Origin of the sequence: Roseateles sp. (genome assembly GCF_039595595.1) — a bacterium.
Classification (GTDB): Bacteria; Pseudomonadota; Gammaproteobacteria; order Burkholderiales; family Burkholderiaceae_C; genus Roseateles.
In genome coordinates this window covers 87,861-99,713 of the sequence record NZ_JBCNLG010000009.1, presented here as the reverse complement: position 1 = coordinate 99,713, position 11,853 = coordinate 87,861, and the positions used below count along the sequence as shown (strand labels likewise).

The window sequence follows — 11,853 nt, the reverse complement described above, 5'->3', positions numbered from 1 at the left end:
TCGGTGACAATCCGCGGTCACCCTCCGGGGAGCCTTGGATTCGGGAGCAGCGTGGATAGCGTGAGCAAGGACGGCGGCGCGAGCGGCAAGGGCCGCATCCTGGTCGTGGACGACGACCGGCTGGTGCTCGCCACCCTGACCCACGGCCTGGCCCAGGCCGGCTATGACGTGCTCGACGCCGACAACGGCGACGACGCCATCCTCATCGCCCGCCAGCACCGCCCCGACCTCGCGCTGCTCGACATCCGCATGGAAGGCATGACCGGCTTCGACGTCGCCGGCTACCTGCGCGACTACCTGCAGATCCCCTTCATGTTCCTGTCCGCCTTCGCCGACGAGGCCACCGTCGCCAAGGTCAAGGAACTCGGCGCCCTGGCCTATCTGGTCAAGCCGCTGGACATCCACCAGATCGTCCCCGCCGTCGAGGCCGCCTTCGCCAACCGGCCCGCCGCCGCGCCCGCGCCGCCCGCCGCGCCCGTCGCCGAGGCGGCCGCCTCGCTCGGCATGCTCGAAGCCATGGCCCTGGGCGTGCTCATGCACCGCTACTCGCTCACGCGCGCGCAGGCGCTGTCGCGCCTGGAACGCATGGCCGCGGAGCAGAAGATCGATCTCGGGGAACAGGCCCGCCGCGTCGTCGAGGCGGTCGAGCAGCTCGCGCTCGGCGGCTGAAGCGCTCGCCCGCGCAGGCGAGCCGGCGCACCGCGGCGATCAGCCCGGCAGCGTGAAGTAGAAGCGGGCGCCCTGCCCGACTTCGGACTCGGCCCAGATGTCGCCGCCATGCCGGCGCACGATGCGCCGCGCCGACGCGAGCCCGACACCCGTGCCCTGGAAATCGCTCGCGCTGTGCAGCCGCTGGAACACGCCGAACAGGCGGTCCGCGAACCGCATGTCGAAGCCCGCGCCGTTGTCCGTCACGACGTAGACGCGCTCGCCCTGGCGCTGCTCGGCCTCGAAGCGGATCACCGCCTGCTCGCGCTTGCCGCTGTACTTCCAGGCATTGCCGATCAGGTTCTCCAGCACCATGCGCAGCAGCGTCGGATCGCCCTGCACCCGCAGCCCTGGCTGGACCAGCGCATCGACCTCGCGCGCCGGCGCGCCGCGGCGCAGCTCGTCCACCACCTGCGAGGCCATCAGCGACAGGTCCACGGTCTCGTGCCGCAGCGCCTGCGACGACAGGTGCGACAACGCCAGCAGCGAGTCGATCATGCTGTGCATCCGCGCCGACGCGCCCAGCACGCGGTCGAGGTGGTCGTTGCCGGCGCGGTCCAGCAATCTGCCGTAGTCCTCCTTGAGGATGCGGGTGAAACCCTCCACCACGCGCAGCGGCGCGCGCAGGTCATGCGACACCGTGTAGCTGAACGAGGCCTGGTCCGCCCGCGCCTGCTCCGCCGCCTGCATCGCCAGCGCCGCGGGCACCGTCTCGACCGCGCCCTGCGGCCACAGGCTCAGCAGCATGCCGCCGTCATGCGGCAGCGCCGTCAGGCACAGCCACCACGCGCCGCAGGCGCTGCCCGACTGCAGGTCCGGCTGCGCGAGCGCCTGGCGCAGCTCCTCGGGGAGGCGCTCCTCGCAGGCGCGCCACGACTGCCCGCGCGCCTCGGAGCCGCCCATCATCTGGCTGGCCGCCTCGTTGAAATCGATCAGCCGCGTCGAGGCGCCCGCGTCACCGCTCAGCAGCCAGGCGGGACCGGGCAAGGCCTGGAGCCAGTCGGTCGGCAGCGCGCCCGGCGCGGCGGCGTCCGGCGCGGCCAGCAGCGCCGGCGCCTCGTCCAGCGCCCGCGCCGCGCCGACGTAGCCCGCGAAGCGGCCCGCCGCGTCCGTCGTGGCCTGCGCGCGCAATTCCCAGCGGCGGCCCTGCGCGTCGACGACGCGCAGCCGGTCGAAGGATTGGCCCGGCTCGACGCGCCGGCGCACATCGACGGCTTCGCCGGTGACGGCGTCTTGCGCGGCGTCGAAACGTTCCCACAACCGCTGCGTCACCGCGCCGTTGACCGGCGTGCCGGCCCAGCTCGAGGCCGGCGCGCCCTGCGGCGCCTGCCAGCGGATCAGGTGGTGCTGCGCATCGGTCTGCCACAGCCAGTCGGCCTGCAGCTGCGTCAGCGACTGGGCGTGCTGGCGGCTCTCGCGCAGCAGCTCGCCGAACTGCGCCCGCGCCAGCCGCACGGCCAGATGCCAGGTCAGCGCCGCCACGACGATCGTCAGCGCCGCGCCCGCCGTCACGGCGGTCAGGACCAGGCCGGGGCCGGCCGGTTCGATGTTCAGCGCCAGCAGCAGGAGCAGGATCACCACGGCCAGCCCCAAGGCCAGCGCGGCGCCCTTCCATGGCCGACGGCGAGCGGCGGCTTCCCCCAACCTGTTCATGCGGACCATTGTATGTAGGCCTCACCGCCCCCTCACCGGGGATTCACCACCGCCTCACGGCCCCAGGGACGCGCCGGCGCGACATCCAACCCGGGACTTACCCCGAGCGGAGGCCCCAAGAACACCAGAATTGACTCCTTTTTCGCGCGCTTCCATCCTCCCGGTGAACGACAATGGCCCCGCAACTCCGCGTGGAACCACCGCGCGGCGCCATGATCAGAAGATGTCCTCAGACCACCCCACGACCATGCCCTCCCGGACGCAGCCCGAACCCGCCGTGCTGGACGATCAGGCGCTCGCCCGTCTGCGCGAGCTGGACCCCGAGGGCGTGAACCATCTGCTGGAGCGTGTCGTGGCGGCCTTCCTCAAATCGCTGGATCAACAGGAGCAGGTGCTCGCGCAAGGCCGCGACGCGCCGCGCGACCTCAACGGCCTGCGCCACGTGGCGCACACGCTGAAGTCGGCCGCGGCCAGCCTGGGCGCGGCGGTGCTGTCGCAGCGCTGCGCCGAGATCGAATCCCTGGCCCGCGCCGGCCGTGAGGAGGGCCTGCCCGACCTGATCCGCACGGTCCTGGACGACATCGCCGCCGCCCGGCTGGCGATGCAGCAACTGGTGCAATCCTCACGATGAGCCGCGACGTGAAGGAAGTCGATCTGATCGAGCGGCCACGCGTCCTGCTGGTCGACGACGACCCGGTCAACCTGATGCTGATCGAGGCCGCGCTGCAGGAGCACGGCTTCGAGGTCACCGCGCTCACCGGCGGGCAGCAGGCGCTGCAGCTGGTGACGCAGTGGACGCCCGAGCTCATCGTGCTGGACGCGCTGATGCCGGACCTGGACGGCTTCGAGACCTGCGAGCGGCTGCGCGCGCTGCCCGGCTTCGAGAACGCCCCCATCCTGATGCTGACCGGCCTCGATGACGAGGCCTCCATCAACCGCGCCTACCAGGCCGGCGCGACCGACTTCTTCGTCAAGTCCACGCAGTGGCGGCTGCTGGCCGGCCGGCTGCGCTACATGCTGCGCAGCGCGCGCACGCGCCAGGAGCTCGAGCGCAGCAAGTCCAAGCTGGCGCGCGCGCAAGACCTGGCCCGCATGGGCAGCTTCGAGTGGCAGACCGGTCATGGCTTCAAGCTCGCCAACGAGGCGCTGCGCGTGTTCGGCCGCGGCCCGTCGGATCCGCTGGACTTCATCGGCGTGATGCGCATGGTCCCGCGCGAGGAGCGGCTGCTCTTCATGCGGCTGCTGCGCGACGTCGTCGCCCACAACTCGGTGCTGGTGACCGACCTCCCCTTCACGCTGCTGGACGGCCGCAAGCGCGTCATCCACATCGAGGCCGAGCCCGAGTTCAACGAGCACGGCAACGCCTGCGGCTACACCGGCGTGATCCAGGACGTGACCGACCGGCGCATGGCGGAGGACCGGATCCGCGAGCTGGCCAACTTCGACGCGCTGACCGGCCTGCCCAACCGCCGCCAGCTGATGTGGCGCGCCGAGCGCGCGATCGAGGCCGGCCGCCGCATGGGCCATGAGGTCGGCCTGCTGCTGATCGACCTGGACCGCTTCAAGGTCATCAACGACACGCTGGGCCACGCCGCCGGCGACGACCTGCTGATGGAGGTCGGACGCCGGCTGCGCAGCTGCGTGCGGCACAGTGACCAGGTGATGGAGGGCATGCTGGAGTCGGTCGGCACGCGCTCGCACCGGACGCTGGAGGCCGTGGGGCGGCTGGGTGGCGACGAGTTCGTCGCGCTGCTGCCCGAGGTCGGCGACGAGAGCGATGCCGAGCGCGTCGCCGGCCGCGTGCTGGAGGCGCTGCGCGAGCCCATCTTCATCGCCGGCCAGGAATGCTTCGTGACCGCGTCGGTCGGCATCGCGCTCTATCCGCGCGACGGCCTGACGATGGCCGACCTGCTGCGCAACGCCGACGTGGCGATGTACGCGGTCAAGAACCAGGGCCGCAACGCATCGGCGCTCTATTCGCCGATGCTCGCGGGCCGCGGACGCGAGAAACTGGAACTCGAATCCGCGCTGCACAAGGCGATCGAGCGCGACGAGCTGGTACTGCACTACCAGCCCAAGATCGACGTGCGCACCGCCCGCATGGTCGGCGCCGAGGCCCTGATGCGCTGGCGCCGCGGCAACACGCTGGTGCCGCCGGGCGAGTTCATCCCGCTGGCCGAGGAGACCGGCCTGATCGTGCCGCTGTCCGAGTGGGCGCTGCGCGAGGCCGCGCGCCAGGCCAAGGTCTGGCAGCTGAACTTCGGCTTCAGCGAATCGATCGCGGTGAACCTGCCCAACCGCCTGTTCGAGCGCTCGGACCTGGTCGAGCACATCCATCAATTCGTCAGCCAGTGGGGCGTGCCGCACCGCGCGATCCAGCTCGAGATCACCGAGACCGGGCTGATGAAGGACCTGCAGAGCGTGATCCCGTCGCTGCACCGGCTCAACGAGGTTGGCGTCGAGATCTCGATCGACGACTTCGGCACCGGCTACTCGTCGCTGGCGTATCTGACGACGCTGCCGATCTCCGAAGTGAAGATCGACCGCAGCTTCGTGCGCGACCTGGGCATCACGCCGCAGAGCTCGGCGGTGGTCACGGCCATCATCGCGCTGGCGCGCTCGCTGGGCCTGCAGGTGATCGCCGAGGGCGTCGAGACGCTGCGCCAGATGGAGGTGCTGCGCCGGCTGGACTGCAGCCTGATGCAAGGCTTCCTGTTCAGCAAGCCGCTGCCGCCCGACGAGCTCGAGCGCTGGCTGGCGCAGACGGTGCTGCCGCGCAAGGCGCCCTGGATCCTGCCGACGTCCGACGCCGGCGACGAACTTCCGACGCGCTGACGCGGCCTGGCCGCGACCCGCAGCGCCCCGACACGTTTCACCACGCCCCGACCGATGCCGCAGCAGCCTCCCGCTCTCCTGGCAAAAGCGGCCCTGCGCCGGCTGGCGCTGGACAAGCTGGAGCCCACGCCCGAGAACTACGCCCGCGCCTATGCGCAGGAGGCCGGCGAGCCGGCGCGCGCGGCCGCGAGTGGCGCGCTGCCGGAGCGCGCGCAGGCCTCGATCACGCGGCTGCTGGGCCTGGCGGTGCCGGATCCGCAGCAGCGCCAGGGCTATGCCGCGCAGATGCGCGAGGGCCGCTGGGACGAGCTGCAGCGCGCGCTCGAGGCGCTGCAGCAGACCCATGGGCCGGGCGCGCAGGCGGAGCAGCTGGCGCAGCTGGTCGAGAAGCTGATGCGCGGCCTGGAGCGCGGCGGCCGGCAATGGACGCTGGCGCGCAAGAAGGACGGCGTGCTGCGCGTGCTGCAGAGCAACCGCAGCGATCCGCAGCGGCTGACGCTGCGGCTGCGGCAATTGGTCGCGAGCTGGGATGGTGACACCGGCGACTCGCGCGTGGAGACGCAGCCGGGGCCGCTGGACGCGCTCGCCGCGGCGCCGAACGCGGCGCCCGCGGGACCGGGCGGCGATCAGGACCATGACGGCCATGAGGACGAGGAGCGCTCGGGCACCCCGACGCAGTTCTTCACCGACGAGGAGAACGCGCAGGCCCCGGCCGAGCCGGGCGCCGGGACCGTGGCCCCGGGCGAAGGCGGCCATTACGGTTCGCTCGACACCCTGATGGGCGGGGCGGCGCCGGCGGGTCCGGGGCTGCAGTCCTGGCCCGAGGTCGGCACGCATCTGAACGGCACCGTGCGCCACGCGCTGGCCTCGGACGACGCGCGCGCCAAGGAATTGATCGACGAGCTCGGCGTCGCCCATGCCGAGCTGGTGCGCCACGGCGCGACGCCGGAGCGCGCCGCGCAGATGGACGCGCTGTGCATCCGGGCGCGGCGCTGGCTGGACCACCGCAATCACGCGTTCAACGAGCTGGGCAAGCTCTGCGGCGAGCTGACGGACAGCCTGGCCGACCTGGCCGAGGACGACTCCTGGGCGCAGGGCCAGTGCGAGGCCATGGGCCAGACGCTGGCGCAGGGGCTGACGGCGCGCAGCGTGCGCTCGGTCAGCGAGCTGCTGCACAACACGCGCGAGCGCCAGCACAGCCTGCGCGAGGAGCGCAGCCGCGCCCGCGACGCGCTCAAGGGCCTGATCAACCGGATGCTGCAGGAACTGGGCGAGCTCGGTCAGCACACCGACCGCTTCAGCGACAGCGTCGGCAAGTACGCCACCGTGATCGAGCAGGCGGACTCATTGGAAAGCCTGGCCGGCGTGGTGCGCGAGATGGTCGAGGAGAGCCGCAGCGTGCAGTCGCTGGTACAGACCACGCAGGGCCGCCTGCGCGACGAGCACGATCGCGCGACGCAGCTGGCCGAGCGGGTCGAGCAGCTCGAGGGCGAGCTGCGCAAGCTCTCCAGCGAAGTCCAGACCGACCAGCTGACGCAGGTCGCCAACCGGCGCGGCCTGATCGCGACCTTCGAGACCGAGCGCGCCAAGCTCGAGCGCGATCCCAAGCCGCTGGCGCTGGCGCTGCTGGACATCGACAACTTCAAGAAGCTCAACGACAACCTGGGCCACGCGGCCGGCGACGAGGCGCTGAAGGCGCTCGCGGCGCGGGTGTCGGGGCTGCTGCGGCCCGGCGACAAGGTCGGGCGCTGGGGCGGCGAGGAGTTCGTGCTGATCCTGCCGGAGGCGCCGCTCGAGGAGGCGCAGGCGGTGCTGCTGCGGCTGCAGCGCTCGCTGTCGGCCAGCCTGTTCATGCACGAGGGGCGCGACGTGTTCGTGACGTTCTCGGCCGGCGTGACGCTGCTGCGGATGGGCGAGACCCTGGAGCAGGCGCTGGACCGCGCCGACGAGGCGCTCTACGAGGCCAAACGCACCGGGAAGAACCGGGCCTGCGTGGCCTGAGCCGCGGCCCGGGCCGCGTCATCGCCGGGCCGTCAGGCCTTGATGCACTTGCGCACCGTGTCGACGGTGCGCGTCGTGATCTGCTTGCCGAAGGTCTTCTCCAGCATGGTCATGAACAGCGGGCCCTGCTCGTTGGGCAGGTAGTGGCTGAACACCTCCACGCCGTCGAGTCGGAGGATGGCCGCGTCGTTGCCACGCAGCGGCAGCTCGACCTGGCCCTCGTGCGGGCGCTTGAGGAAGGTGATCAGGCGCTTGGCGCCGGCCGGCGGATCGAAGGCCGCGTGCACGTCGGCGTCGACGACGCGGACCAGGTGCTCGACCGGCCGCACCGTGGTGCCGAAGCTCTTGCCCAGCGTGTCCGTCATCGCCTGCTCGGCGCGGTGCTCGAGTTCGTCGACCGGCGCGCCATCATGGTCGAACACCACGTTGCCGCTGGAGATCACGGTCTTCACGCGGGTGAAGCCGGCGGCCTCGAAGGCGCGGACGAGGTCCGGCATCTTGGCGTTCATCGGGCTGACTCCGCGGAGGAAGGCGACGTATCGGGGCATGAGGGGCTCCACAAGCATGAACGGACAGGAACGAGCGCCGGAGTCTAGAGGACGCCGGCGCTCGCCACGGGGGTCATGCCCGTCCCGGGCTCAGAGGACGTGCAGGCCGTCGGCGGTGCGGATGAAGATGGAGTCGGTGGCGGGCAGGTTCCACAGGTCGACCATGTATCGGTCTCCGCCGTTGGCCGTGATGGCGAGCTCGACGCCCAGCCACCCGTTGCCCCGGTTCCACTTGCTCACGGCGTCCCCGATCTTCTGGCCGGCGCCGAGCGTCAGGATCTGGCTCAGGTCGAGGACATCGTGTTGCTCGCTGGAGAAGTTCGTGACGGTGACCAGCCGGATATTGGCGCCGATCTCGACCAGGAAATCGTCCTGGCGATCGGTGCCGCTCAGCAGCGCCCCCTCACCCGATCGCAGCGCCGGCTGACGCGCGTCGGCGTCCTCCTTCGTGGTGACGAAGGCGCGCAGGGGCGTCGACAGCGCGCTCTCGTTGCCAGCAAGGTCCGTCTGACGGGCACCGAAGATGAACTGATCGCTGGACGACGGCGTCACGGTGGGATGGACGCCGGCGGCGGCCGTGCCGGTGTATTGCTGGCCATTGAATCCCGCCAACCAGGTCGCGCCGTTCTCCAGGCCGCCGATGACCACCGTGCCGTCGGCGGTGATGAAGTCGGAGGCGCTGGCGCCGCTATCGTTCTTCAACCACAGCTTCGGCGCCTGAACGACGCGGTCGAGCTCGAAGCGCACGCGGGTGGGCTCGCTGCGGTTGCCGGCGGCGTCGATCTGCGCGATGTCGACCCAGTTGACGCCGTCACCGCCATAGGCCGAGTTCTCGATCCGCATCGAATCGTCCCCATCGAACCAGGTGTCGCCCCGGCTCGCGATGCGGTACTGCCAGCGGTTGCCCGCGGTGAGGCCGCTCACCTGGATCGTCGCGTCCTGCGTGACGCCGTCTGTGGCGCTGGCGCCGGTGTCGTTGAGCAGCTTCGCGCCGAGCATGGACGGCGCCGTGCGGTCCAGCGTGAAGTTGAAGCGCTGCAGCGTGCCGTTGCCTGCGCCGTCGTACACGCGCAGGTCGACCCAGCGGGCGCCGTCGGGCAGGTAGGTGGGCATCGGCACCACGTTGTCGCTCGGGCCGCTGCCGGAGCCGAAGTGCCCGGTGTCGAAGGTGTAGCTGAAGGTCTTGCCGGGCGACAGCGTCAACTCGAGCCGCGCGTCGTTGGTGAGCCGGTCGGTGCTGCTCACGCCGCTGTCGTTGACGAGGCGGACCGCCACCGGGCCATCGGCGTGCGTGTCGAGGATGAACTGCAGGGTCTCGGTTTGGCTGAGGTTGCCGGCGCTGTCGAACTGACGCACGTGGACGACCTTGGCGCCGTCGTCGTCGCCGAAGAAGCCGGGCTCGACGCGGCCGTTTCTGCCCTCGAACCAGGACAGGCCGTCCATGCTGTATTGCCACTTCGCATCGGCGAGCAGGTTGCCGACCCGCACGGTGGCGTCGCTCGTGATGCCGTCGTGCAGCGAGACGCCGGCCGGATCGGCGAAGACGGAAGCGCCGGTGTCCTCCTCGAGCCGGAGCGTCGGTTTGGCGGCGGAGGTCAGCAGCTTGAACTCGAGCGCGCCGGTGGCGCCGACGTTGCCGGCGGTGTCGGTCTGGCGCACGAGGACGTTCCAGTCGCCGTCCCGGGTGAAGGCCGACGCCGGGATGGCCGAGTCCCTGCCGCGATGCCAGCTCTGGCCGCCGTCGAGCGAGTAGTGCCAGGCCGCGCCCGCCTCCAGGCCCGAGACGAGCACGGTCGCATCGCGGGTCACGCGGTCGAAGCCGCTGACGCCGGTGTCGTTCATCAGCGCCAGCACGGGCGCGGCGGGCGGGTCGGTGTCGGGGTCCGGCTTGGGATCGGGTTTCGGATCCGGTCCGGGATCAGGCTTCGGATCAGGCTTCGGATCAGGCTTCGGATCAGGCTTCGGGTCGGGCTTGGGGTCGGGTTTCGGGTCTGGTGTCGGGTCTGGTTTCGGATCGGGGACTGGATCCGGCTTGGCGTCTGGTTTCGGATCCGGCGCGGGATCGGGCTTTGGATCGGGCTTTGGATCGGGTTTGGGCTCCGGGGTTGGTTTCGGCTTCTCTTCCGGCTCGGGCGTTGGCGTGGGCTTGTCTTCGGGCTTGGGTCTGTCGGGTGCTGGCGGGTCCACCGTCACCGGCATGGCCGACGCGGAGCCGCCGCTAGTCCCGCCGGCCACGACGCCGATACCCAGCAGGCCCAATCCGGCCCAGAGCCACGAGCTGGAGCGTTCCTCGATCGGGAGGCCGGCATCGCCAGCCGCTGCGCCGGGAGAGGCGGACGACGCAAGGTCGGGGCCGGCCGGCTCGACGGGATCGGAGGATTCGCCGGCACCGCTGTCGGCGTCATCGCGACGCCGGCGCGGCACGGCTTGGGCGATCTGGCTGGAGATGGAATCGGCGCGTTCCGGCGAACGGGCGACGGGGGCGGAAATGGGTCGATGAGACATGACGTGAGGCCGCTGGCCACTCGAATGAGGAAGCGGCCAGTCTCGTCATGCAGGGCGCCGGCTTCGATAGCCGAGGGGAGCCAAGTCTTGCTGCGCCTTTCACTCGATTAAGTAGGAAGGGGGCGAGAAATGCTGGAAGACGTCAGCCATGAACGTGAGCCCGATGCTGAATCCAACATCCGTTGCCGATTCAACAACACCCTAGCGCTGCGCCAGCAAGGTCAGCGCATAGAGCAGCACGCCGATGACGCCGCCCACCAGCGTGCCGTTGAGGCGGATGAACTGCAGGTCGCGCCCGACGCTGAGCTCGATCTGCCGCACCAGGCTGCGGTCGTCCCAGGACTTCACGGTGGTGGCGATGTGGCGCGTGACGCCCTCGCGCATGCCGCCGACCAGCCGCTCGGCGGACGACAGCACATGCTCGTTGATCGCCTGCACCAGCGCAGGGTCGCTGCTCAGCCGCTCGCCCAGCGCCGCGAGCGAGCGGTCCACGTGCCGCACCAGCACCGAGTCGTCGCGGCGCAGGTCTGCGTCGACGCTCGCGCGCACCTCGGTCCACACGCCGTCGAGATAGGCGCGGACGTCGTCGCTCTGCACGATGCGGTCCTTCAGCGCGTTGACCTCGCGCGCGAACCCGGGGTCCTCGCGCAGGCGCTGGATGAACTCCTGGATCCAGACGTCGAACTGGCGTCTGACCGAATGGTCGGGCTGCGAGAGCGCGGTCTGGACCTCCTCCACCAACTGCAGCGCGAGCTTGTCGGACAGGCTGTCGGCCATCTTGTCGACGTTGGCGATGGTGTCGACCAGCGAGGTCGCCTTGGGCCATTGGGCGCGCGAGAACTTCACCAGGCGCGCGGCGACCAGCGCGCGCACCTCGGGCGTGGAGAGGTAGTCGCGCAGCTTGGCGAGCGCGCCATCGAGCACGTCCTGATGGCGGCCGGACTGGGTCATGACGTCCAGGACCGAGGCGGCGGTGCCGGTGGCGTTCCAGGACAGCGCGCGCGCGACGAGGAACTCGCCGAGCGCGCGGCGCACGGCCTGCTCGTTGAGGAGTGAGAGCGCCTCCAGGGCCATCGCGCGCAGCGAGCCGGTGAGCTGCGCGAGGTTGGCGGGCTCGCGCAGCCATTGGCCGAGGCGCTCGGCAGGGTTGAGGATCTCGAGCTTCTGAAGCAGGACCTCGGGATGGAGGAAGTTGTCGCGGACGAAGCTCGCGAGGCTGTCGGCGATGCGGTGCTTGCCCTGGGGGATGAGCGCGGTGTGCGGGATGGGCAGGCCGAGCGGGTGGCGGAACAGCGCGACGACGGCGAACCAGTCGGCCAGGCCGCCGATGGCGGCGGCTTCGCAGAAGGCCTTGAGCCAGGCCCAGGGGCCGGCGGCGCCCATGGCCAGGCTCAGCAGCAGGCCCGCGAGCGAGGCGAGCAGGCAGCCCAGCGCGACGAGCTTCATCCGGCGCAGGTCGACGGCGCGAGGGTCGGAGGGGTCCGGGGCAGAGATCAAGGGCATCGGCGACGGGGCGGCAGGCGCGGTGCCTGGGCAGGCGGACAGGCGGTGAATGCGCTTGTATCACCGCCAGGGCCGAACGGAGCGGGCGCCGACGCCCGGC

The 11,853-nt window shown here is 71.0% G+C and carries 8 protein-coding genes; 4 read left to right on the top strand and 4 right to left on the bottom strand.

Annotated elements, in window-relative coordinates; all coding sequences use genetic code 11:
• Positions 1-60: 60 nt before the first annotated feature.
• Positions 61-669 carry a response regulator gene (locus ABDW61_RS13340; protein WP_343639282.1) on the top strand — a complete coding sequence of 203 codons (609 nt, stop codon included), beginning with the start codon at positions 61-63 and terminating at the stop codon, positions 667-669.
• Positions 670-708: 39 nt separating this feature from the next.
• Here the strand turns inward: ABDW61_RS13340 and ABDW61_RS13335 are convergent, their stop codons facing one another.
• Complete coding sequence (locus tag ABDW61_RS13335; RefSeq protein ID WP_343639281.1) at positions 709-2,361, bottom strand: ATP-binding protein; 1,653 nt, start codon at positions 2,359-2,361, stop codon at positions 709-711.
• Between the two features lie 223 nt (positions 2,362-2,584).
• Here ABDW61_RS13335 and ABDW61_RS13330 point away from each other — a divergent pair, with 223 nt between their 5' ends.
• The 3 genes from ABDW61_RS13330 to ABDW61_RS13320 are packed head-to-tail and all read left to right on the top strand — an operon-like array spanning position 2,585 to position 7,197.
• Positions 2,585-2,992 carry an Hpt domain-containing protein gene (locus tag ABDW61_RS13330; RefSeq protein WP_343639279.1) on the top strand — a complete coding sequence of 136 codons (408 nt, stop codon included), beginning with the start codon at positions 2,585-2,587 and terminating at the stop codon, positions 2,990-2,992.
• The gene (locus tag ABDW61_RS13325) at positions 2,989-5,196 is read left to right on the top strand and encodes an EAL domain-containing protein (RefSeq protein WP_343639277.1); all 2,208 of its coding nucleotides are present in this window, start codon (positions 2,989-2,991) and stop codon (positions 5,194-5,196) included. Before ABDW61_RS13330 ends, ABDW61_RS13325 begins: the two co-directional genes overlap by 4 nt.
• A 54-nt stretch (positions 5,197-5,250) precedes the next feature.
• A complete protein-coding gene (locus ABDW61_RS13320) occupies positions 5,251-7,197 on the top strand; it encodes a diguanylate cyclase (RefSeq protein WP_343639275.1) in 1,947 nt (648 codons plus the stop codon).
• 32 nt (positions 7,198-7,229) lie between these two features.
• Here ABDW61_RS13320 and ABDW61_RS13315 read toward each other — a convergent pair whose 3' ends face one another.
• From ABDW61_RS13315 to ABDW61_RS13305, 3 genes are all read right to left on the bottom strand, one after another.
• The gene (locus tag ABDW61_RS13315; RefSeq protein ID WP_343639274.1) at positions 7,230-7,745 is read right to left on the bottom strand and encodes a DUF1697 domain-containing protein; all 516 of its coding nucleotides are present in this window, start codon (positions 7,743-7,745) and stop codon (positions 7,230-7,232) included.
• A 90-nt stretch (positions 7,746-7,835) separates the two neighbouring features.
• Positions 7,836-10,250, bottom strand: a complete 2,415-nt coding sequence (locus tag ABDW61_RS13310; RefSeq protein ID WP_343639273.1) for an Ig-like domain repeat protein — start codon at positions 10,248-10,250, stop codon at positions 7,836-7,838.
• A gap of 201 nt (positions 10,251-10,451) precedes the next feature.
• The gene (locus ABDW61_RS13305) at positions 10,452-11,747 is read right to left on the bottom strand and encodes a DUF445 domain-containing protein (RefSeq protein WP_343639272.1); all 1,296 of its coding nucleotides are present in this window, start codon (positions 11,745-11,747) and stop codon (positions 10,452-10,454) included.
• Between the last annotated feature and the right edge of the window lie 106 nt (positions 11,748-11,853).